Source organism: Legionella steigerwaltii, assembly GCF_001468065.1.
Taxonomy (GTDB): Bacteria; Pseudomonadota; Gammaproteobacteria; order Legionellales; family Legionellaceae; genus Legionella; species Legionella steigerwaltii.
The window spans coordinates 14,828-37,932 of record NZ_LNYZ01000021.1 but is presented as its reverse complement, the minus strand read 5'-3'; the positions used below and the strand labels follow the sequence as shown (position 1 = coordinate 37,932).

Below are 23,105 nucleotides of genomic sequence, written 5' to 3'. Positions count from 1 at the left end.
GGGTGCAGCGCAGCGGAACCCGGGGATTCAATATGATAAACCCGGGTTCCGCTGCGCTGCACCCAGGCTACTTTATATTATTTCTCTTTAAGATAATTTCACGCGTGGGTCGACCAACATATAGGATAAATCCGTCAGTACTAAACCCACAATGTAAAGAATTGATCCCAAAAATACCATCGCCCTCACAATCGCAAAATCTTGTTGCTGAATGGCATCAATTGTATAACTCCCTAAGCCCGGTACACCAAAAAAAGATTCCAAGACTAAACTGCCCATAAATAAAGAAGGAATAATAACTACAATTCCAGTTAATACAGGGAGCATTGCATTTTTTAATACGTGTTTGAACATGACCTTTTGTTCCGATAATCCCTTTGCTCTAGCGGTTTTAACATAATCTTTATGCATTTCTTCCAAAAATAAAGTCCGATACCAACGTGCACCAGCCCCCAATCCGCTAAGTACTGCCACTGTGATTGGCAAGATAACAAATTTCACCGCTTCAAAGCCACCGTCATAGCCTGAAATAGGGACCAGACGTAATATTTTACCGAAAAGATATTGTCCACCAATAATATAAAACAAACTGGAAATTGACATTAAAATAATACAAATCACGACACCGGATAAATCAAGATAAGTAGCACGAAAGAATGCCATCGCCATAGCTACAATGATGTTGGTAATGACATCCAAAATTAAAACCGGTAATGCAATGGAAAGACTGGGCCACATCCTGTATGTAATGTCCTCACTAATGTCTCGTCCTGCATCAGAAATACCAAAATTAAAAGTAAAAAGCATCATCGATTTTTGAAAAAATAAAGTCGACTCTATCTTCTGCATTCCACTTTTTTGTTCGTTAAAAAACAAGGGGAAATTATAGCCATGTGCAATTTTCCAATCATCAATCACTTGTTGTTCAACATGTTTTTGTCCTAGATGCATGCGCGCAATATCATCTGGTGTATTCACCATAAAAAACAAAATAAAGGTAAGAACATTGATTCCGAAAAGAATAGGAATTGAATAGATAACTCGTCGCAGCAAGTACTTTATCATGATATATAAGCCCTTTCTGCCGGTTTTTTTTCTTTCTTGCGATAAGCAATGATTAAAGGAAAAATCAGCATTAGAATAAGCAAAAACAATAACCCTAACGGCCAAAAAATCGGTTGATTCCAGGCCATCCTCAATTTATTTCGTAGAGGCACATTGACCGCAGTATACTTTAATGTTGCAAAAGACATCGTGTTTGCTTTAACGCGCGAAACCCAAGTCTGTGATAAAACAAACTCTTCAGGATGTATTCCCCATATCCAGGGAGCATCATACCGAGCAACGTTGATCATGGTATCAATAATCTGCTGCCTTTGGGCATCATTTTCTCTATTTTTCATTAAATTAAAGAGGCGATCAAATTCTGGATTTTGGTAATTAGCAGTATTTTCACCGCCAAATTTTACTTTGCCATTTTCACCATACAATTGAAATAAAAAATTTTCTGGATCTGGATAATCCGCGACCCATCCCCAACTGAATATTTGCGTATCGCCCGTACGCATTTTTTCTTGAAAACGATTATACAAAGTTGCCCGTACGTTCAAATCGATCCCTATCTGCGCAAATTGTTTACGCATCCAATCAAATAAAGCTTTGTCCTCAGGCCCACCTGTTGTGGTCACATCATAATGCAAAATCAAATGATTTTTTGTAACCGGATCAATCCCATCAGGATATCCTGCTTCAGACATAAGCTTTTGGGCATCACTGATTGGTCGTCGTACTGCTTCACCATCTATCCATTGATAAACATAAGGATTAATTCCTTCTTTACCTTCTCTATAGCCAAAAATACCAGGTGGGATTGGTCCTTGGGCAGCCAAGCCTCGTCCATTATAAAAAATGGCTATGTTTTCATCATAATTTACCGCGATTGAAATAGCCTGCCTTAACTTTCGCGCACGCTCGCTAGAGCCTCCGACCACACTGTCGAGCATATTAAAACCCATATAGTAAGTGCTCGGCTGATAGGTTTGGGTCAGGTACATCTGCTTCTCTTGCATTTCTGAGGTGAGTTCTGCTTTACCGTACTGATTGATGTGAATGGCTTGATCAAAACTGTCGTTACCAATTGCAGAGTTATCATAATAGCCTTGCAAAAATTTATTCCAGCGAGGAATGGATTCTTTTTCCAAAGTAAAGATTGCTTTTTCAATTAACGGTAATCGCTTCCCTGCATTATCCAAATAGCCTCGCTTTCTGTCTTCATCAGAACCGATACTTGGATAATAATCTTCACGGAAATTAGGGTTTTTCTGCAGTACCATTCTACGATTAGGATTATTTTTAACCAACATAAACGGCCCTGTTCCTACAGGATACCAACCCAAGGTAATATTCTTATCCGCCATGCCTGGTTGAGAGTAAAAAAGATCGGCTTCCCAAGGCACAGGTGCAAAAAAATTCATCGCCAACCAAAATAAAAATTGGATATATTCCCCCTTTAAAGTAATCTCAAAAGAATAATCATCCAATTTTTTAATCCCCTTTAAAGGATATTTGCGTAAATCAACATATTGATTACCACCAGGAAGCGTTTTGCCATATTCTTTAAAACCAACAATATAGTCACTCATTAACCCATAGATTGATGAACTGACTGCGGGATTAGCCAAACGTTTTATTTGATAAATATAATCATCAACAATCAATTCACGCGTACCCGTGTGTTTAAAGTCAGATAATTGATTAATGCCTTCATCATCCAAATAATCAGGGGATAATTGATGATAAAGATAGGTACCGTTCTTATCTTTGGCGAATGCTGGATGAGGCTGATAATAAATTCCTTTTTTAATTGTTAGAGTATAAACACTAAAGGCCGGAGGGGACGCGCCTTTTTCAGGTAATGGATTTCCTTGAATATCAAGATATCTCATCTGAGGCATTTGCGCAGCAGTTAATGGCGTTAACTGATATGGCCTGTGCAAATAATCATACCCCAATAAAGGTTCATAAATTTGGGCAATAAAAAGGTACTCATTTAATGAGTAAGAAAGGGCTGGGTCCAAAGTTTTAGGTTGTTCGGAAAATGATGAATAATAGATAGTTCCATTTGCTTGACTTTGAGGATATGGATTATTTAAAACCCAAGACCAGGCATAAGCGAAACTAACACTCTTAAAAAGAAGAGCAATCAGAACGATTCGTTGTATACGATTCAAAAAAATATCCTTATTCAAAGTCACCTGGGAGGTCCCCTCATCCGCCCTAACGGGCACCTTCTCCCCCGAGGGGAGAAGGGAAGTTTCATTTAACTAAGCATCTAAATATCCCCTCTCAGCTTGTGGATCTAAGAGAAATTTCATCACCAAAATATCCCCTCTCCCACTTGTGGGAGAGGGGCAGGGGTGAGGGCATTCATTCGCTTGCTAGTATTTTAAGAAACTGTTCTTCATCCAAAACAGTAACCCCCAAATCATTTGCTTTATCCAGCTTCGATCCAGCTTCACTTCCAGCAATTACATAATCTGTTTTTGCTGAGACACTGCCACTTACTTTAGACCCCACAGCCAACAATTTTGCTTTGGCTTCTTCGCGTCCCATAGTATTTAAAGTTCCAGTTAAAACGACTGTTTTTGCAAATAAAGGATGCTCCTTATTCACTTTCTTTTTTTCAACTTTTGGCCAATGAATTCCCAAAGTTAATAACCGTTCAATGACTTTGCGATTATGCTCTTGTGCAAAAAAATGAACAACATTAAAAGCACCTACAGGCCCCATATCTTGCAAACTCATCAACTCTTCCTCTGTTGCTTTGGAAATCGCATCAATATCACCAAAATGCTCTGCCAACATCCGAGCGCTGGATTCACCAATTTCTGGAATTCCAAGAGCATAAAGAAAGCGACTGAATGTTGTGTTTTTGCTTTGTTCTAAAGCGTGTAATAAATTTTTTGCTGATTTCTCGCCCATACGAGGAAGATTTGCCAAAGTAGAAACATCCAGCGTATAAAGATCAGGTAAATGACGTACTAATCCTTCATCAACCAACTGTTCAATTAGCACAGATCCTAATCCCTCAATATACATCGCCTTACGAGAAGCAAAATGCCACATCATTCTTTTTAGTTGCGCTTTGCAAAATAACCCACCCACACAACGAGCAACAGCTTCCCCTTCCTCACGCACTACATCAGAACCACAAACCGGACATTTTTTAGGTAAATGAATCTCTTTAGTATTCGCAGGTCGTCGCTCCAAGACAACGGAAACCACCTCGGGAATCACATCACCCGCACGACGAATAATCACTTTATCACCGATACGGATGTCTTTTCTGGCAATTTCATCCATATTGTGTAACGTTGCATTACTCACAGTAACTCCTGCAACACTAACCGGCGCCAAGCGTGCCACCGGAGTTAAAGCACCAGTTCTTCCTACTTGAAAATCAACTGCTAAAAGTTCTGTCATCTCTTCAGTAGCAGGAAACTTATGGGCGCAGGCAAAACGTGGTGCTCTGGAAATAAATCCCAGTTGCTGTTGCAAAGGAATGCTGTCAACTTTATAAACAACCCCATCCATCTCGAAAGGAAGTTGATCCCGTTTCGCTAACATATCATGGTAATAATCCAAGCAGCCTTTCATGCCCTCTTCCCGCTTAATATCAGAAGACACCCTAAAACCAAATTGTTTAAGAAGTTGTAATTGCTCCCAATGAGTGCCTGGCAAAGAAAACCCTTCGCAGGCACCTATACCATAACAATAAATGGCCAGAGGCCTATTTGCAGTCACTGAGGGATTCAATTGGCGTAAACTGCCTGCTGCGGCATTACGCGGATTAGCAAAAGTTTTTTCACCCAACTCCTTAGCCTTTTTATTGTATTCTTCAAAACCCTCTTTTGGCATATATACTTCACCACGAATTTCGATAACACGTGGCGGATTCGTTACTCTTAAAATTAAGGGAATTGCAGCGATTGTTTTAATATTGGCAGTAATGTTTTCACCAGTAGTCCCATCGCCGCGAGTTGCTGCTGAAACCAATAGTCCATTTTCATAGGTGAGATTAACTGCAAGTCCATCCAGCTTAGGTTCACAAGTAAATACCAATTGCTGAACCGGTTCATCCAGTTTTTCTGTAACCCGTTTAATAAATGCTTGTAATTCCTCCTCAGTAAACACATTCGATAAGGACAACATAGGTTGTCGATGAGTTACTGGCATAAATGCATCTGCCGAAGTGCCACCAACACGTTGGGTCGGTGAGTCTGCGGTTAATAATTCAGGATACTTCGTTTCCAAATCCTGTAATGCACGAAAACACCGATCGTATTCAACATCAGGAACTATTGGTGCATCCAAAACATAATAGTGATAATCGTACTGCCTTATTTTTTCTTTCAGTTCAGCAATTGATCCTTTTATTTCATCAATACTCATTCATCTCATCCGTATAATCACCAAAGGAGTTATTGCTTTTGAATGCATCGCCTGGGTGCAGGCAAAGCCGTAACCCGGGTTCCACTTCGCTGCACCCAGGCTACAATATCCAATACACTCATAACCAATCAAAGGGTAAGCAATTATCCTAAAAACATTAGTTTATCATTAAAAAATATGCTATAGATACATGTCGATTCAACATGAACCGGGGCGTGATAAAAATGGATTTTAAACGTATCTTAATAACAGTATTTCTCTTTCTGTTCTCCACGTTGATTTACTCTCTTCCACAGTCTAATGGACGTGTCAATTTAGGCATTGCATTTGTTCATGGAACAAATGACCATCGTGAAGATGCGTATGGAGGCTATTGGAAAACTGATTTTATTGAAAGTATGGCTCGTGCACTTCCAAATCCCAGAAACTACTATGTAGTCCATTGTGATTACAGTAAATATATGTGGGATGAAGAGGCTGCAGGATGTACTGCAAGTCAGTTATTAGATTTTATAGATCGTAATAAAATCGACTCTTTAATTCTTTACACCCATTCCAATGGTGCAAATGTAATGCGTTGGATCGTATCAAATCCAACCTATGACAGCCGGTACATGCGACTCAAAAGCAAAATCAAGAATATTGTCGCTCTGGCACCTTCAAGTGGCGGAACCCCACTTGCTGACATTCTCCTCAATGGAGGTATTTTTGAGGCCAGTCTGAGCTGGTTATTAGGTTATACAGGAGATGCCGTCAAGCAACAACGCGTTGGTGACATGAGCATCTATAATGAAGAACTTTTATTTGGCACTAAAAATCGACCGTCCCTGCCCGTACCGTTTAATTCAGTTATAGGGACTGACGTAATCGCCTCACCGCTTTCTTCAGCCAGTTATTGTAACGGTTATTTACTTAACAGCGGCTTAAAAATTGCTAAAGTCTATTTAGATTCGTGTGCCGATGGCTTTTTAAATTGCAGTTCACAAGCCGCTGCAGGTACTGTTTGGTTTTACGACAAACAAAAAACAGAAGATGAAACGACACTGAGTCACAATCAAAGTCGCCATTCATGTTTTGGATTAGAGAGAATACTAATTTCTGCCTTAGATTTAAAAGGAGTTGCAAAATGAGAACTACACTTACCTTATTGTCTTTGTTTTGTTGCTCACAAATCAATGCATTTACCTTACCCCAACATCCAACTAAATCTTATGATTGTGATATTTGCAGCAGTTTATCTCATGAAAATTTGCAGGATCGTTGGCAGATTTCCGAAAACACATTAAGTAAAACTGCAAATAATATTCAAAAAAGTTACAGCTACCATCAACAAATAACTGCTGCTCAATTACAACAAGGCATTAACCTAGATATTCATTCACCTGAAGCAGTACTGCGCATTATCCCTTTACAAAAAAACAAATCAGTTCCTGCATTGGAAATAAAAAGTGCCGCCAGTCAATTCATGAGCATAAAAGAAGCTTCTTCTTTGTATAGTCAGGATGAGGCAATCGACGAATCGCTCAAAATAGGGTCACATCAGACCATACTGCAAATCAAACCGGAATTAGGCTCAGGTAATTTCATCCTCAAAAGCAAGCAAATAGATCCCTCAATTGATGCAAACAAATATCTAATTCATGTTTTTGAAAAATATTCCTTAATCTATTTGCAGATCGAACCTTCCGAATTGCACTATCAATATGGGGATCAATTTAATGCACTCATTGTTCTAAAAGATAATATAACTTCCTATCCTGTGGATGATATTAACGCCTCATTGATAGGTCCTGATAACCAAATAGTTCCTCTCCAGGTAAAAGAAATAAAACGCAATCAATTCCAAGCCAGTGCCCTTTTATCTTCTGATGAGAATACTCATGGAGATAACTGGTATATGGAAGTAGATGTATCTAGCGAACTTGATGACAACACCCCTACTCACCGCAGTGGGCGTGTCGCTTTTTCCTATTCTGTACCTTCTGCAAGCCTAGTGAGCATCAGGAAAATCGCTTCTAATCCTTTGACTTTGGCAGCCACCGTAGATGTGGCTACTGCAAGTCGGTATGCGTTACAAAGTATCTTATACAAGAAAAACTCTAAAGGTGAAAATGTTCCTGTTGAAACAGTGCAAAGTGCGCAATGGCTTGTTCCAGGAAAGCAAACGATTAAATTTAGTTTTGACAATTCAGCGCATTTAGCAGAGGATCAGCTCTCAGTCGGTTACTTGCACCTTACTGATTACGGGCAATTAAAAACGGTTTATCACTATGATCAGCCGATTAAACTCAGTCAACTTTTGGACTAATGAATGCAATTTTTATCTTCAATCACTTTACTTGAGGGCATAGCATGTGCTTTAGCCCTCCAATTTCTATTCTTAATTTGGCTTTTGATAAAACAAAATCAACAAAGAAAACTAAGTGAACATTTGCATGAAAAAAATCTTGAGGCATTTACAACACAATTGCATCAAGTGCACTTGGATGTAAGCGAGAAAATTGCTCAAGGACATTTGATAACACAACAGCTGATCCACGATACCGTCCAAAAGCAAATGACTGATGTTCGAGAACAAATAAACCATAGTTTTAAGCAACATGCCAGTTCACTCACCTCTCATTTACAGTTGCTTACTGAAGAAATTCGCAATCATCTCCATGGGTTAACGCAACAAGTCAATCACAAATTAACTGAAGGGTTTGAAAAAACTTCCGCAACGTTTATTGATGTGGTGAAACGGTTAACGATCATTGATGAAGCACAAAAGAAAATCACTGAGCTATCGAATCATGTGGTCAGTCTGCAAGATGTGTTGGTTGATAAAAAAGCACGTGGCGCATTTGGTGAGGTACAGCTCGAAACCTTAATTAGCAATATGATTCCCCCTAATCATTTTGAAATGCAATATACACTAAGCAATCAAAAGCGCGCTGATTGTATTTTATTCTTGCCTGAGCCTACGGGTAATGTGGTTATTGATGCCAAGTTTCCTCTAGAAACCTACCAGCGGCTTATCAGCGTTGATACAGGGTCGAGTGAAAAGAAGTCACTGCAACAGCAATTTCGTCAAGACATTCAAAAACATATTAAAGACATTGCAGAAAAATACATCGTCCCTAATGAAACAACAGATGGTGCGATGATGTTTATTCCTGCAGAATCCATTTTTGCAGAAATTCATGCCAACTATCCAGATTTGATTTCTCTTTCTCAAAGATTAAAAGTATGGCTTGTTTCCCCAAGCACATTAATGGCAGTTCTGACTACAGCTAAGGCTGTGCTTAAAGATGATGCGACTCGTAAACAAGTTCATATCATACAAAAACACTTACACGCTTTGGCAGATGATTTTCAACGTTTTGAAAAACGAATGGACAAACTGTCTAAACACATTAATTTAGCCCATCAAGATGTCAGCGAGGTAAATACCTCTGCAAAAAAAATTACCTCACGTTTCCAAAAAATCGAATCTGTGGATATCGAGTTGGATGAGTTAGAACTCATTGAGACCGATACCTCATTGAATGAGAGCTAATATGTAGTTGTAGCTTGAGTGCTTGGTAGCCTGGGTGCAGCGCAGCGGAACCCGGGATCAGTTCTACAGTATTCCCGGGTTCCGCTGCGCCACACCCAGGCTACACTTTGATTTAAATTTGAGAAAAGTAATATGACACTTCCATTTAATGAAAACACATACATTAATCAAACATTCACGCAATTAACCATTGAAAAGAAACGAATCGAACATATTGATTTTGAAAATTGCCAATTCAAACAATGCAAATTTATAGACATTATTTTCAGCCATACAAAATTCACTGATTGCGATTTTGAATCCTGCGATCTGACTCTGGCAAAATTTCCGAGTTGTAAATTCTCAGAAGTTTCCTTTAAAAACTCAAAACTTATTGGGGTAAACTGGACTGAATTAAGCTGGCCCTTAGTCAAACTGACAAGCCCCCTCTATTTTTATAACAGTAACCTGAGCCACTCCAGTTTTTATGGATTAGAACTCTCTAACTTAATTCTTGAAGAATGTAAAGCTCATGATATTGATTTCCGAGAAGCCAATTTGAGTCATGCGAGTTTTGTAGACTCCGATTTGCTAAATAGTCTGTTTCTGCATACCAATTTAAGTGCTGCAGATTTTACAAATGCCATCAATTACACAATTAACCCGAATGAAAATAAAATCAAACAAGCACTTTTTTCCTTCCCAGACGTCATCACCTTACTCCATCATTTTGATATCAAAATTCAAGGCGCACCTGGCGGTATTGATGATTGAATCATCCGGAAAAGTTAGATTTGAGTGCAGGTTGAGTAAAAAGGATTCTCAAAAAGCGCAGCATAGATAACTATGTGAGCATTTTTGAGAATCCTTTACACTCAAGATGCGCCAAATGTGACTTTTCAGTACTACAAATAAGAGCACTTTATTACTGGACTATGCTTTGCCTTTTTTAATGGCGTTGACAGCCGTTCTCGTAAGCAAGCAACTTCTTTGATTCGTGTTTGGCTTAAGCCAGCTAACGCATTAGCATCATGTTGGGCATTCATCCCTGCATTAGTCAGCCCTATATGTTGCTGTATACCAGCACCAACAGTCATGACTCGGGTATGTGTTGAACGTAACATGGCAAAATCATGGCCGATACAAGCTTGACCTTCCTTGGGCCACCAGGATTCAATAGCACGTGTTCTCCAATTATAAAATTCCAAATCTCGAGGCAAATACTCTTCGTTAAACTTTGGACAAGGGTAAAAAGCTCGATCTTGTCGACAATACTCTTGAGCTACATGAGCTGGAATCCGAAGTTGCTCCCTTCCGACTCCATTAATCCAATGCTGTGCTCGTTGTACCCAATTCCAGAGCCGAAATCCAGCGCTGAAGTGATGAATCGCATTGATAAGTGGTTGGAAATCAAAATGATGCTCTCCCTTTATTTCGACACCATCTAACGTGTAACAAATACCTACTTGCATCACTTCATCATACTGCTCCAATAATTGCATACGCAGTTCTTCAGCAATTTTGTATCCTCCTTTGGTATAGGCTGTATTTTGCAGACAGTCCAACATCAGATTCAACATATGAATATCCATAGCCCATAACGCATATTGAAATGCTGAAATATGAAAAAATTCACGGCCTGAATAGTCTGTAACGTCACCGCGCTCGGCTAGATAATGAATATGGGAAAATGGAGTCAATTCAAATAACTTTTTCACCCTCTCTTCACAACCATGAGCCGTATGTACTAATAATTTTTCTGTAATACGCTGTGGATTGGTTAAAGAATAAAAAAGTCTCGATACGGAACCCAGCTGAGAGACTACGGATTCAGGTTGTTTTCTTCGGGCAAAGAATAGAATCGTATTAGTTAGCTCGGGTATTCTCAATACCGTCTTAACCACAATGTTCTGTTCGCTTTGAATCCCCATATCAATTTGAGCAGCTGAGGCAACGTTTTTTAGCTTTTTTTCCTTACTCTTGTGAAAAGCCATCTCATTGCTCCTAGTAATTAAAGGTAATTTCTACATCAATAGTAGCTGTTCACTTAATGGCGTCAACTTCTATATTCTACTCTTTAAAAATAAATAATCCGCAATTTTAAGATGGATCAAGGCCACACATTAGGTATAATAGCTAATTTTTAAAGCCGACTGCTTAAGCTATGCCCATAAACACCTTACTTTATAAACCGACACAGGCGAAACAAATATGGGGTCAACTCCATGGAAGCAGCTTAGCACTAGCACTTGCTGAATATTGCCAACAAACTTCTGGCATTAAGTTATTGATTGCGCAAGACAATCTCAGTGCAAATCAATTACAAGCAGAATTGAATTTCTTTCTCAATCCAAGTGCATCTCAAGAGTTATTGTTTTTTCCTGATTGGGAAACACTTCCTTACGACCAATTCTCCCCCCACCAGGACATTATTTCTGAGCGGTTGTATGCATTAAGTCGCATCCAACAAGTGACCGATGCAATTGTCATCACTTCAGCAAGCACATTGATGCACAGACTATGTCCCCCCGAATTCTTGAATCAATATGCTTTAATGCTAAAAGAAGGCCAAAAACTGGACTTAACTGCTTTTCGTAACCAATTACAACAATCCGGTTATCATTGTGTGAATAAAGTACTTGAGCACGGTGAATTTGCTTTACGCGGCTCTATTATTGATGTTTATCCTATGGGTTCCGGCTTACCATTTCGTATTGAACTTTTTGACGATGAAATTGAAAGTTTGCGAGAATTTGATACGGAAACTCAACGTACAATAGAAAAGATAAAAGAAATCAATGTGTTACCTGCGCGAGAGTTCCCTTTAAATGAACAAAGCCAACTCCTGTTTCGACGTGCTTTTAGGGAGTTATTTCCAGGCAATCCAAGCCAATGCCCTATTTATGAAGCAATCAGTGAAGGCCAATTCCCTTCAGGAATCGAATATTATCTGCCTTTATTTTTTGAAAAAACGGTTACTTTTTTCGATTATTTACCAGAAAATGCCAAAATTTGCTTGATTGAAAACATCCAAAATAACGCTGAACAATTCTGGCAAGAGCTGAACGAACGTTATGAGCAAAGACGATATGATGTCAGTAGGCCTATTCTATCGCCTCCGGCATGCTTTATTAATCCAACTGAATTATTAACTAAAGCCAATGCGTATGAACAACTTCGGCTGTTCCAAAATCCTTCGGATAAAAAAGGAGCGGTGATTAATTTTGATATTGTCCCAGGTCCTCAATTACCCATAGACAGGAAAACACAAGAGCCATTAAGCCAACTTCGTGAATATTGTGATGATTCTTCGCGCCGTTATTTGATTGTGGTCGAAAGTGCAGGACGACGTGAAGTGTTACTCGATTTACTTAAACCAAGTAGCATTACCCCTAAAGTACAATCCTCCTGGTACGATTTCATTAATGATACTGCTCCAATCAACATCAGTACTGGGGATCTCATTTATGGATGTGAATTAAAAGAGAGTCACATCGTTATTATTGTTGAATCTCAATTATTTGGGGAACAAAGTACACCTCAAAGACGGAGTGCACAAAAAACCATTGATCCCGACTTAATCATCCGTGATATGGCTGAACTACGTGTTGGTGCTCCTGTAGTTCATCTGCAATTTGGCGTAGGACGCTATCAGGGATTACAACATATAGAATCCAATGGGATTGCAAGCGAATTTTTAGTTCTTACCTATGCAGGTGACGATAAGATTTATGTACCTGTGACCTCGCTTCATTTGATTAGTCGATATACTGGGGTTGATAGTGAGCATGCCCCCTTGCATAAACTAGGTTCGGATCAATGGCAAAAAGAAAAGAAAAAAGCTGCTGAAAAAATTCATGATGTTGCGATCGAATTACTTGATCTTTATGCAAAAAGAGAAGCGCAACCTGGATACCAATATAATGTAGAGCACAATGAGTATGTTAAATTTGCCAGTGCTTTTCCGTTTACAGAAACGCCAGATCAACTACAAGCAATCGAACAAATCATTAAAGATATGGAATCCCCAAGACCAATGGATCGATTAATTTGTGGGGATGTAGGTTTTGGTAAAACTGAAGTCGCCATGCGCGCCGCTTTTGTTGCAGTGCAAAACGGTAAGCAAGTCTGTATTTTAGTTCCAACCACCCTGCTTGCAGGACAACATTTTGAATCATTTCGAGATCGATTTGCCGACTTTCCCATCAACATTGAGTTACTCTCACGGTTTCGTTCAGGTAAAGAAACTGAGGCAGTGCTTGCCTCCTTAAAATCCGGAACCGTTGATATCGTCATAGGAACACATAAATTATTTCAAAGTAATATTGCTTTTAAAAATCTTGGATTGCTTATTATTGATGAAGAACATCGTTTTGGGGTCAAACAAAAAGAGCACATTAAAGCCCTGCGCACCCATGTCGATATTCTATCCATGACTGCGACTCCAATTCCCAGAACATTGAATATGTCAATGGCAGGAATAAGAGATATCTCTCTAATGACCACGCCTCCCGCCAAACGTCTGGCAATTAAAACATTCTGGCAAGAGAAAAAAGATGCTACCGTACGTGAAGCCATCCTCAGGGAAATCCTTAGAGGGGGCCAAGTTTTCTTCCTGTACAACAATGTAGAAACTATTGAACGAATAGGTCAGGATTTACAAACTCTGGTCCCTGAAGCAAAAATCCGCACTGCGCACGGACAAATGCGCGAGCGCGAATTAGAACGAGTCATGTCTGATTTTTATCACCATCGTTTTAACGTATTAGTCTGTACAACGATCATTGAGACCGGAATCGATATTCCCACTGCCAATACCATTATTATTGACCGTGCAGATAAATTTGGTTTAGCACAACTGCATCAATTACGTGGACGTGTAGGCCGCTCTCACCATCAAGCATATGCATACTTACTGACTCCAAATGAAAAATTATTAACCCGTGATGCCGTCAAACGTTTAGAGGCCATTGTATCCTTGGAAGATCTGGGCGCGGGCTTCACGCTAGCAACTCACGATCTAGAAATTCGTGGGGCAGGCGAACTTTTAGGTGAAGAACAAAGTGGCAACATGCAAGCGATTGGATTTAATTTGTTTATGGAAATGCTTGATAGAGCAGTTCATGATTTAAAAGCTGGGAAAACACCTGAATTATCTGCCCCCATGCATCAAGGCCCTGAGATTGATTTACGAATCAGCGCGATTATTCCTGATGAATACATTCCAGACATTCATAATCGTCTCATTATGTACAAACGAATTGCCAATGCAAAAACTAAAGAACAATTACATGACTTACAAATTGAGTTGATTGACCGATTTGGCTTGTTACCGCAACAGGTCAAACATTTATTATTGATTACAGAGTTAAAATTAAAAGCAGAAAAAATGGGGATTCAAAAAATCAGCGCGGGTGCCCAGCAAGGTAAACTGGAGTTTAGTGAAAAGCCCACCATTGATCCAGGAATTTTGATTAATTTGATTCAAGTACACGCAAAAAGGTATCAAATGGAAGGACCTCAACGTTTGCGTTTTACCCTAGACAGTACTTCACCAGAAGAGCGTATTTTTGAGATAAGTGCCCTGCTTAATAAATTAAATGGATAAATGATCTGGAAGCGCAGGGCAATCCGGAGCATAGCATTATTGAATGATGAAGTATGATTTTTAAATACAGTCGAATAACCCCAGAAATTGGATTTTCTATTTCGGGAATACTTTGTGCCTTTATTTCTTTCTATTTGAATCAAAATACAGGTATAGACCTATCTCATGCCTGCTTTATTGTCATTTTATGCGCTGCATTCATCATGTGGACTTTTCGTCTTGTACCCGAATATCTCCCCGCAGCGCTGATTATTCTTAGCGCCCTGTTGTTCAATATAGCACCGCAAAATGTAGTGCTTTCGGGCTTTACCTCGAACAGCTTTTTTATAGCTGTAAGTGTCTTTAGTGTTGGGGCTATCGTTACTAAATCAAGGCTATTTTATCGTTTGGCCTTAATTTTATTAATTCATCTGCCCTCAAAACCTACTTTATTGCAAAAGTTCTTGTTTCTTCTAGGCGCCTTAATTACACCCATCATGAGTGTACAAAGTTCACGTATCGCCTTAATTGCACCTTTATTAGATGATATTCTTGAAAGCAGTACCATTCACCCACGTAGTGATACAGCTAATGCTTTAGCCAATGCTGCCTTTAACGGGTGTATTTTGCTCTCAACTATTTTTCTTACTGGAAAATCGAGTAATTTCATTGTCTTTAGTCTCTTATCAGAACAAAATCAATGGCAAGGCAATTGGCTGCATTGGCTTGGGGCCGCATCTTTTCCAGGCTTATTATTAATTGCTTTATTTTTTATGTTGCATTCAATCACCTTTAAATCGCATAAGACCTTAAAAATAAATCATTTAAAATTAAAAAAAGAACTGTACTCTCTTGGACAACTTTCTTTTGCAGAGTATATTGCGCTTATAAGCCTGCTGCTTTTTGTACTAGGAACTATTGTTTCTTCCTGGAAAAATATCCCCATGTTTTGGACTTGTAGCCTTATTTTCACGTTACCTTTGTGGACTAATGTACTCGAGAAAAAGGAACTACTCAAAAAAATTAACTGGAGTTTTTTATTCTATTTCGGTGCCATAATAGGGGTGATGCATGCACTGCAGAACATTGGATTTGAACCCTGGCTACTTGCTCATCTTAATTGGCTTAGTCATTTAGCTACTGCAAACCCTTTCAGTTTTATTATTATCATTTATGTGATCAGTTGGTTGGGTGGTTTACTTTTAGGTACGATGATTGCGCCAGCACTACTTTTCACTGTGATTATCCCTCTAGCCAATCAGGGAACAGTCAGCAACTGGGTCGTTGCTTTTGTTATTTTAATGGCCACTGAAGCTTGGATTTTCCCTTATCAGTCCAGTTATTTTTTGTGTTTTGAAGAATTACTGAAAACCAACAACAACTTTCATCTTAATCCACTATTAAAATTAAATGCTTGGTTTTCTTTGTTAAAACTAGGCATTATCGTTGCTTCAATCCCATTTTGGTATTTCTTTGAAATTTAAGATAATTTTTCATAAAAGCAATGTAAATCGCTGCAGCAGCTACTCTCAACGAAATAGATAAATATTTCCATTGACAGTCCTATTTTATTATTTAACAATCTAATTGGCCTATGTACGTGCTTATTTTTTACTCAACTAAATAGAAGGAACTATTATGATTAAAAATTTTTCTTTGAGCTCATTGTTGATTCTCTCCAGCTTCATCGCAGCACCTGGAATTGGATTCTCAGATCCCACTGGATATGGCATTAGTGTTTTCTGTCCTAATGCACAAGGTACCCAAAACGTTGTTACTAATTTCGGAAGCTACATTGGTGGATACGGCGTAGAAGCCATATTCTCGCAAACACTACAAGTATATTTTCGTTCAACAGGGTCAGTACAAAATGTACCTGCTAATTTAATAAATTATTCGAATGATTCTGTGACTTACAGTAGTGCAACAGGAACCGTTACGTGTAGTTATCAAAGTAATAATCCTACAGATCCAAGGTTTACTGTAACTTATACCTTAGCTAATGCGTTGGGAGGTACAGTACAAGCTCAATCCAACAATTCTATTAGTATTACTATTCCTGCTGGGTTAAGAGGTTAATGAAGGAACTCCCGTAGGCTGGGCTATTAAGTCCATAGCCGTCAAGCTAAGGAAAAACCCTATAACACCCCCTCGCCCCTTTGGGGAGAGGGTTAGGGGGAGGGGAAAGCATATTTTTCTTAGCTTGACGGCCATAGGCTTTTCAGCCCAGCCTACCTTTGCTCTGTAGACTTCAACGTCCTGCGGCTTGTCCCTGAGAGATGTGACGGAGTTGCGATCGATTATATTTTGTAATTACCCGATTCTTAACTTGTTCCACCAACAGTCAAAGCATCTATTTTTAAAGTAGGTTGTCCCACACCAACTGGAACGGATTGTCCTTCTTTACCACAAACGCCTATTCCTCGATCCAATCCCAGATCATTTCCAATCATACTAATCTTTTTCATTACATCAGGTCCATTGCCAATTAGTGTTGCTCCTTTGACAGGTGCAGTAATCTTCCCATTCTCAATAAGGTACGCTTCACTGGCAGAGAATACAAATTGTCCCGAAGTAATATCAACCTGCCCTCCCCCAAAATTAACTGCATACAAACCACGTTGTACAGAGCGAATGATTTCTTCTGGATCATGTTGCCCCGCTAACATGTAGGTATTGGTCATCCTGGGCATTGGTACATGCGCATAAGACTCACGTCGGCAATTACCTGTAGATTGCATCCCCATCAATTTAGCATTCAACTTATCTTGCATGTAATTCACCAAAACACCATTATCAATCAATGTAGTACATTGGGATGGAGTTCCTTCATCATCAATTGTGATGGAACCACGTCGGTCTTTTAAAGTACCATCATCAACTACCGTAACCCCAGGTGCAGCGACTTGTTGGCCGATACGCCCTGAAAATGCAGATAATCCTTTACGGTTAAAATCACCTTCCAAACCATGTCCTACTGCTTCATGCAATAAAACTCCTGGCCAGCCTGGCCCTAAAACGACAGGCATTGTTCCTGCAGGTGCAGGTTGTGCTTCCAAATTAATCAACGCTTCACGCACTGCTTCACGCGCATAACTTAACGCATTATCTTTTTCAAGAAAGTAGGAATAAGGTACACGGCCACCGCCTCCGGAGCGAGCGGATTCCCGCTTTCCATGTTTGTCTTCTACAATAACGCTTACATTGATACTTACTAAAGGTCTAACATCTGCGATCATTTGCCCATGCATCCCAGCGACCATCACGACTTCATAGCAGCCACTTAATGAAGCATTAACCTGGATAACACGAGGATCAATACGGCGAGCCTCTGTATCAATCGCCTCTAATAAAGCGATTTTTTCTTGTTTACTCATGCCCTCTATAGGATTTAATCCTTGATAACGACTTATTGCAGCACTTTTAACCTGTATGGATTGAACTGGCTTAGAACCAGTTAGTGCAATAGAACGAGCCGCATCAGCCGCCCGCAACATTGAAGGTAATAAAATATCGTCACAATAAGCAAAACCTGTTTTATCCCCGCTAACTGCTCGAATACCTACACCTCTATCCAAAGAAAAACTGCCGCTTTTCACCACAGAATCCTCTAAATACCAGGATTCATAACTGCAACTTTGGAAATAAAGATCGGCATCGTCAATATGGTGGCTCATCATCGTTCTAAATAATTTTTCTATACCCGTCTCATCTAATGCCGCAGGAGTTAGTAAGATTTTTTTTGCTGTAGTAAGGGCTTCTGTCATTTAATAATTACCTTTCAATAAATAAAAATAGCGTACTGATATTTGTTGTAACAAAAAGTAGGCTCTATTTTATAAGTTTAATACATGATGTTCTAAACAGGGGAAATTTCGACGTAACTCCTTTTGACTTTGTAAATCAATGTCTGCAGTCACTACACCAGTACCTGTTTCTTTCTGTGCTAGCACTCTCCCCCAAGGATCAACAATCATGCTATGACCAAAAGTAGCGCGTCCATTTTCATGTTGGCCGCCTTGATTGGCTGCTAAAACATAACAAAGGTTTTCAATTGCTCGCGCTCGTAACAATACTTCCCAATGAGCAAGGCCCGTTGCTGCTGTAAATGCGGAAGGAACTGTAAACAACTGCGCACCTTCCAACATAAGTAGCTGATAAAGTTCTGGAAAGCGTAAATCATAACAAACCGTCAACCCTATTTTCCCAACAGGGGTGTCTACTAAAGCCAAATCATGACCGCGCTCAATCGACAGCGATTCTTGATATGCTTCTCGAGCTGAGACTTTTACATCAAACAAATGAATCTTATCATAACGCGCCGCACACTTTCCTTGGGCATCATAAATTAAACAACTGGCACGTACCTTAGAACCTGTGCTTTTAAGCGGGATAGTTCCAGCAATAACCCACAAACCGAATTCTTTTGCCAACTGACTGATTTTTTCTTGTATTGGACCTACGCCAAAAACCTCACCAATCTGCAATTTGTCTGTTTCATTAAGCCCCATGAACGCAAAATTTTCAGGTAAAAGTACAAGGTCTGCCTGATCGTCACGGGCTTGCTTTAAAAGTTGTGCCACTTGTTGCAAATTCTCAGCAACATTTGCTGAGGAAACCATTTGTACTAATGCTGCCCGTGCCATAATAAATCCTAAAATTTAGACTTAAAAACGTCGAAACTTCTATCGTTTTTGGATCATGAATGAATTTTGGAATCCCGGGTTCCGCTGCGCTGCACCCAGGCTACATGTTTTACTCAAAATCTATTTATAATACTACTATAGTACTGTAGAACCTCAAAACAAAAATACTTTGTTTTAAAACTTGAAATATAGGAAACTGACCCATAGATATGCTAGACTAAATATAAACATAGAGGAGCCCAAAACAATGAACCGAAACGATGTCACCATCCTTACACGACGTAATGAGTCAGTACTTTCGAGCAATAAAGTACTGCGTAATACATACCTATTATTAGGTCTGACATTCTTGTTCAGTGCGTTTATGGCAGTTTTATCTCTTACAAGCGGCGCACGCCCCATGAACCCCATTCTCATGATCGTTGGCGTTTATGGCTTAATGTTTCTGACTCAAGCTTTAAGAAACAGCGTTTGGGGATTAGTGAGTGTTTTTGCCTTTACCGGATTCCTGGGATATACCTTAGGTCCAGTACTTAATTTTTATATTAGCCACTTTTCTAACGGCCCACAATTAATTGCAACTGCCTTAGGCGGTACCGGTATCATTTTCTTTGCATTATCTGGTTATGCATTAACAACGAAAAAAGATTTTAGCTTCCTTGGCGGATTTCTTTTTGTTGGTATGATGGTCGTTTTATTAGCGATGATTGCAGGAATTTTCATTCATATGCCGGCATTGCAACTAGCTATTTCCGCTGCTTTTATACTTATTTCTTCAGGATTAATTCTCATGCAAACCAGTGCAATTATTCATGAAGGTGAAACCAATTATATTTCAGCTACAGTCGGTCTTTTTGTATCGATTTATAACTTGTTCGTCAGCTTGCTTAACATATTAGGTGCGTTTTCAGGCCGCGACTAGTTAGCATTCTCCTCTACCTGAATCCCGGTTTATTTCTGCCGGGATTTTTTTTGCCTCCGGAAAGCCATATTTGGCTCATCTTGAACGAAAAAATACCCTGATAAATGCTCACATACTGATGTATGCTGCGCTTTCTCAGGGTATTTTTTCGTTCAACCTGAACTCAAATCTGACCTTCCTTCAAGACTCAAGTTTTTTTGTATCCCTTCTCCCCTTGGGGAGAAGGTGCCCGCCAGGGCGGATGAGGGATGTCCTCAGCCCTACCCCTCTCCCACAAGCGGGAGCGGTTTCTTAAGCTGAGCACTACAATTTACTTTGTTACCAAGTCGCTTTCGCCCTAAACAGTTCAGGCAGGTCCTCTACAGTCTTTCTTATCTTCAACACCTGTAATTTATCGATATTCTCCTAAATTTCAACTTACTTCACTCAATATCACAGTAATACGAATAACATTAACGTCAGATGTTGACATAAAGTCTAGCTTCCTGCATGAGTTGACGCATGTGTCGCACTGCCTCTTTCATACCACAGAATAAAGCTCGGGCAATAATCGCATGGCCAATGTTAAGTTCGTGCAATTCGTTTATAGCCGCTATAGGTTGTACATTATGGTAATTAAGACCATGTCCTGCATTAACAATCAAATTCAAACTGGCTGCATATTCTGCAGCATGTCTTATTCGTTCTAATTCATGCTGTTGCTGTTCAGGATGGGTCGCATCCGCATAACACCCTGTATGCAATTCAATCACAGGCGCACCAATATCCGCTGCAGCCGAAATTTGATCCCGTTCTGGATCAATAAATAAAGAGACTTCGCTGCCTATCGCCTGCAAACGTCTTACTGCATGTTCTACCGATTTTCGATGCGTGAGTACATCCAAGCCACCTTCTGTGGTTAACTCCTCTCGCTTTTCTGGGACCAAACACGTATGTTCCGGCGAAATTTCTTCTGCAAAATCAAGCATCGCATCAGTGACTGCCAATTCAAGATTCATTCGCGTTTGTAACACTTGCTTAATTAGCCGTACATCACGAGCCTGAATGTGCCGCAAATCTTCCCTCATGTGTAACGTAATACCATCAGCGCCCGCTTCTTCGGCATCGATTGCGGCTTGAACCGGATCAGGATAACGAGTACCACGTGCCTGACGTACAGTAGCTACATGATCGATATTGACACCTAATAATATTGGCTTATTCATTCTACACCTTACTAATAAAATAAAGAGTATAAGGTCCATCCTGGCCTAAACTCAAGTTGCTTAAAAATATATATTCCTCTTGAACCCTATTATTTTACTTCCGCAAAATACAAAGTCCTGGTCTTAATTTCGCGTCCACCTAATAGGTGATCTACTGCTTGGCGCATAATCATTTTTGCTGATTTAAGATAGAGTGCCTCATTTAAATTATCTTTTGCCAAAGCAAGAATATGCGCGCCTGGAATTCCTCTACTATCTTCGATAAAACCTTCACCCGCAACAAATTGATAACATGAGTCTTCAACAATCAAGTTTGCTGTTCTTGCTTCTTGCGTTAATGAAAAGGAATAACCACAGGCATGCAGTAAAGTCCACTCAAAACGTCTTAATGACGCTTCGATAACAAGCCGCTCCTTTGTAAAAGCAAGGCTGTTCATAGTAAATAAATAGGCATCAAATAATGTCGAATCAGAATAATTGGGGCTTAGTGCATAATAAAGAATTTCATTGACATATAAGCCCGCAAAAAGCGAGTTGCCTGTGAGGTGAAGTGTTGGAGAAATACTTTCAACAGTTTGTGCGTAGTAACGCTCGTGACGTTCGGCAAGACTAACCCATAAAGGAGTAAAAGGTTGTAAAAGGGCTTGTTTTTTAGGCGTGCGCCCTCCTTTACAAAGGCACTGAATCAATCCTTGCTCACGCGTAAAAAAACTAACCTGAGCACTCGTATCTCCAGACCATTTCTTATGTAAAACCCAAGCCTCTATCGTCTTAGTGGTCATAGCCTAATTGTTTTAATATACGCTCGTCATCCGACCAGCCTGATTTTACCTTGCACCAGCATTGTAAGAATACTTTTTTACCTAATAGTTTTTCCATATCCATCCGTGCACTTGTTGCCATTTCCTTTAATTTCTGCCCCTTATCACCAATAATCATACGCTTATGATTGTCTTTATCCACAAGAATCAAGGCATGAATACGTACAAGAGTGCCTTCATCTTTAAATGACTCAATGTCTACTGTAACAGCATAAGGTAATTCTTGCCCACAAAAGCGGAAAATCTTTTCACGCAATAATTCAGCACATAAGAATTTGATAGACCGATCAGTCAACTGATCGTCAGGAAACAAATGCGGTCCCTCAGGCAAATAATTCTGTAATTTATCTTGCAACTCATCGACCTGTACCCCTGTTTTTGCAGATATTGGGATAATTGCTGCAAATTCGTATTTTTGACTCATTTGCTCTATCCAGGGTAACAACTGAGTTTTATCATCGATTTTATCTACTTTGTTGACCACTAAAATACAAGGTACTTTGGCCTGCTTTACCAAGCTTAAAACGTATTCATCTTCTTCTTGCCAATGAGTTCCATCAACTAAAAAAGCAATCACATCAACGTCACGCAATACACTAATCGCAGTTTTGTTCATCATGCGATTCATTGCTTTTTTATTTCCTTGGTGAATTCCAGGTGTATCCACGTAAACAAATTGATAATCGCCTTCCGTACGTATCCCCAAGATACTGTGCCGAGTTGTTTGTGGTTTTCTAGAGGTAATGCTAACTTTTTGTTGCAAAATACAGTTGAGGAGCGTTGATTTACCTACATTAGGCCTACCAACTAAAGCAATATAACCACAATAACTAGTCATTAAAATAGATTCCTGTTTATTTTTAAAACATTTTATCAGTGACACTATAAAATTTCCAGATTTGTAGTTGGTCCTACTTGATATTTCATTAAAAAACCAAGTATCCTGTGCAGTATGT

At 39.5% G+C, this 23,105-nt stretch carries 17 protein-coding genes; 8 read left to right on the top strand and 9 right to left on the bottom strand.

The window, feature by feature from the left end:
• Positions 1-87: 87 nt before the first annotated feature.
• From Lstg_RS12455 to ligA, 3 genes are all read right to left on the bottom strand, one after another.
• On the bottom strand, positions 88-1,065 hold the full coding sequence (locus Lstg_RS12455; protein ID WP_058478014.1) for an ABC transporter permease: 978 nt from the start codon (positions 1,063-1,065) through the stop codon (positions 88-90).
• Positions 1,062-3,230 carry an ABC transporter substrate-binding protein gene (locus tag Lstg_RS12450; protein WP_058478015.1) on the bottom strand — a complete coding sequence of 723 codons (2,169 nt, stop codon included), beginning with the start codon at positions 3,228-3,230 and terminating at the stop codon, positions 1,062-1,064. Before Lstg_RS12450 ends, Lstg_RS12455 begins: the two co-directional genes overlap by 4 nt.
• 196 nt (positions 3,231-3,426) lie before the next feature.
• Positions 3,427-5,451 (bottom strand): NAD-dependent DNA ligase LigA, encoded by a 2,025-nt coding sequence (gene ligA, locus Lstg_RS12445; protein ID WP_058478013.1) that lies wholly within the window; start codon positions 5,449-5,451, stop codon positions 3,427-3,429.
• 224 nt (positions 5,452-5,675) lie between these two features.
• Here ligA and Lstg_RS12440 point away from each other — a divergent pair, with 224 nt between their 5' ends.
• The 4 genes from Lstg_RS12440 to Lstg_RS12425 all read left to right on the top strand — a co-directional run bounded on the left by Lstg_RS12440 (position 5,676) and on the right by Lstg_RS12425 (position 9,742).
• Positions 5,676-6,581 (top strand): hypothetical protein, encoded by a 906-nt coding sequence (locus Lstg_RS12440; RefSeq protein WP_058478012.1) that lies wholly within the window; start codon positions 5,676-5,678, stop codon positions 6,579-6,581.
• A complete protein-coding gene (locus tag Lstg_RS12435) occupies positions 6,578-7,759 on the top strand; it encodes a DUF4785 domain-containing protein (RefSeq protein ID WP_058478011.1) in 1,182 nt (393 codons plus the stop codon). The genes Lstg_RS12440 and Lstg_RS12435 overlap by 4 nt, the downstream gene beginning before the upstream one ends.
• A gap of 3 nt (positions 7,760-7,762) precedes the next feature.
• Positions 7,763-8,989 (top strand): DNA recombination protein RmuC, encoded by a 1,227-nt coding sequence (locus Lstg_RS12430; RefSeq protein WP_058478010.1) that lies wholly within the window; start codon positions 7,763-7,765, stop codon positions 8,987-8,989.
• A 132-nt stretch (positions 8,990-9,121) separates the two neighbouring features.
• On the top strand, positions 9,122-9,742 hold the full coding sequence (locus Lstg_RS12425) for a pentapeptide repeat-containing protein (RefSeq protein WP_058478009.1): 621 nt from the start codon (positions 9,122-9,124) through the stop codon (positions 9,740-9,742).
• Positions 9,743-9,873: 131 nt separating this feature from the next.
• On the opposite strand, the gene Lstg_RS12420 is transcribed toward Lstg_RS12425, so the two are convergent.
• Complete coding sequence (locus Lstg_RS12420) at positions 9,874-10,962, bottom strand: hypothetical protein (protein ID WP_058478008.1); 1,089 nt, start codon at positions 10,960-10,962, stop codon at positions 9,874-9,876.
• A 170-nt stretch (positions 10,963-11,132) separates the two neighbouring features.
• Here Lstg_RS12420 and mfd point away from each other — a divergent pair, with 170 nt between their 5' ends.
• From mfd to Lstg_RS12405, 3 genes are all read left to right on the top strand, one after another.
• Entirely contained in the window at positions 11,133-14,576 is a 3,444-nt protein-coding gene (gene mfd / locus Lstg_RS12415) for a transcription-repair coupling factor (protein ID WP_058478007.1), read from the top strand.
• 53 nt (positions 14,577-14,629) lie between these two features.
• Complete coding sequence (locus Lstg_RS12410; RefSeq protein ID WP_058478006.1) at positions 14,630-16,039, top strand: SLC13 family permease; 1,410 nt, start codon at positions 14,630-14,632, stop codon at positions 16,037-16,039.
• A 154-nt stretch (positions 16,040-16,193) separates the two neighbouring features.
• Complete coding sequence (locus Lstg_RS12405; protein WP_058478005.1) at positions 16,194-16,634, top strand: hypothetical protein; 441 nt, start codon at positions 16,194-16,196, stop codon at positions 16,632-16,634.
• A 245-nt stretch (positions 16,635-16,879) separates the two neighbouring features.
• On the opposite strand, the gene tldD is transcribed toward Lstg_RS12405, so the two are convergent.
• A complete protein-coding gene (tldD, locus tag Lstg_RS12400; RefSeq protein ID WP_058478004.1) occupies positions 16,880-18,322 on the bottom strand; it encodes a metalloprotease TldD in 1,443 nt (480 codons plus the stop codon).
• Between the two features lie 69 nt (positions 18,323-18,391).
• Positions 18,392-19,201, bottom strand: coding sequence for a carbon-nitrogen hydrolase family protein (locus tag Lstg_RS12395; protein WP_058478003.1), 810 nt, complete (start codon positions 19,199-19,201; stop codon positions 18,392-18,394).
• A 247-nt stretch (positions 19,202-19,448) separates the two neighbouring features.
• Between Lstg_RS12395 and Lstg_RS12390 the strand changes: the two genes are divergently transcribed.
• Entirely contained in the window at positions 19,449-20,123 is a 675-nt protein-coding gene (locus tag Lstg_RS12390; protein ID WP_058478002.1) for a Bax inhibitor-1/YccA family protein, read from the top strand.
• A gap of 458 nt (positions 20,124-20,581) precedes the next feature.
• Here Lstg_RS12390 and pdxJ read toward each other — a convergent pair whose 3' ends face one another.
• From pdxJ to era, 3 genes are all read right to left on the bottom strand, one after another.
• The gene (pdxJ, locus tag Lstg_RS12385; protein ID WP_058478001.1) at positions 20,582-21,328 is read right to left on the bottom strand and encodes a pyridoxine 5'-phosphate synthase; all 747 of its coding nucleotides are present in this window, start codon (positions 21,326-21,328) and stop codon (positions 20,582-20,584) included.
• Positions 21,329-21,417: 89 nt separating this feature from the next.
• A complete protein-coding gene (gene recO / locus Lstg_RS12380; protein ID WP_058478000.1) occupies positions 21,418-22,110 on the bottom strand; it encodes a DNA repair protein RecO in 693 nt (230 codons plus the stop codon).
• Positions 22,100-22,987, bottom strand: a complete 888-nt coding sequence (era, locus tag Lstg_RS12375) for a GTPase Era (protein WP_058477999.1) — start codon at positions 22,985-22,987, stop codon at positions 22,100-22,102. The genes recO and era overlap by 11 nt, the downstream gene beginning before the upstream one ends.
• Positions 22,988-23,105: the final 118 nt, after the last annotated feature.

What these genes read in the sequence shown, in the direction of transcription:
- Lstg_RS12455 (WP_058478014.1), bottom strand. Translation starts at nt 1,065, where the DNA reads ATGATAAAGTACTTGCTGCGACGAGTTATCTATTCAATTCCTATTCTT.
- ligA (WP_058478013.1), bottom strand. Translation starts at nt 5,451, where the DNA reads ATGAGTATTGATGAAATAAAAGGATCAATTGCTGAACTGAAAGAAAAA.
- Lstg_RS12440 (WP_058478012.1), top strand. Translation starts at nt 5,676, where the DNA reads ATGGATTTTAAACGTATCTTAATAACAGTATTTCTCTTTCTGTTCTCC.
- Lstg_RS12435 (WP_058478011.1), top strand. Translation starts at nt 6,578, where the DNA reads ATGAGAACTACACTTACCTTATTGTCTTTGTTTTGTTGCTCACAAATC.
- Lstg_RS12430 (WP_058478010.1), top strand. Translation starts at nt 7,763, where the DNA reads ATGCAATTTTTATCTTCAATCACTTTACTTGAGGGCATAGCATGTGCT.
- Lstg_RS12425 (WP_058478009.1), top strand. Translation starts at nt 9,122, where the DNA reads ATGACACTTCCATTTAATGAAAACACATACATTAATCAAACATTCACG.
- Lstg_RS12420 (WP_058478008.1), bottom strand. Translation starts at nt 10,962, where the DNA reads ATGGCTTTTCACAAGAGTAAGGAAAAAAAGCTAAAAAACGTTGCCTCA.
- mfd (WP_058478007.1), top strand. Translation starts at nt 11,133, where the DNA reads ATGCCCATAAACACCTTACTTTATAAACCGACACAGGCGAAACAAATA.
- Lstg_RS12410 (WP_058478006.1), top strand. Translation starts at nt 14,630, where the DNA reads ATGATTTTTAAATACAGTCGAATAACCCCAGAAATTGGATTTTCTATT.
- Lstg_RS12405 (WP_058478005.1), top strand. Translation starts at nt 16,194, where the DNA reads ATGATTAAAAATTTTTCTTTGAGCTCATTGTTGATTCTCTCCAGCTTC.
- tldD (WP_058478004.1), bottom strand. Translation starts at nt 18,322, where the DNA reads ATGACAGAAGCCCTTACTACAGCAAAAAAAATCTTACTAACTCCTGCG.
- Lstg_RS12395 (WP_058478003.1), bottom strand. Translation starts at nt 19,201, where the DNA reads ATGGCACGGGCAGCATTAGTACAAATGGTTTCCTCAGCAAATGTTGCT.
- Lstg_RS12390 (WP_058478002.1), top strand. Translation starts at nt 19,449, where the DNA reads ATGAACCGAAACGATGTCACCATCCTTACACGACGTAATGAGTCAGTA.
- pdxJ (WP_058478001.1), bottom strand. Translation starts at nt 21,328, where the DNA reads ATGAATAAGCCAATATTATTAGGTGTCAATATCGATCATGTAGCTACT.
- recO (WP_058478000.1), bottom strand. Translation starts at nt 22,110, where the DNA reads ATGACCACTAAGACGATAGAGGCTTGGGTTTTACATAAGAAATGGTCT.
- era (WP_058477999.1), bottom strand. Translation starts at nt 22,987, where the DNA reads ATGACTAGTTATTGTGGTTATATTGCTTTAGTTGGTAGGCCTAATGTA.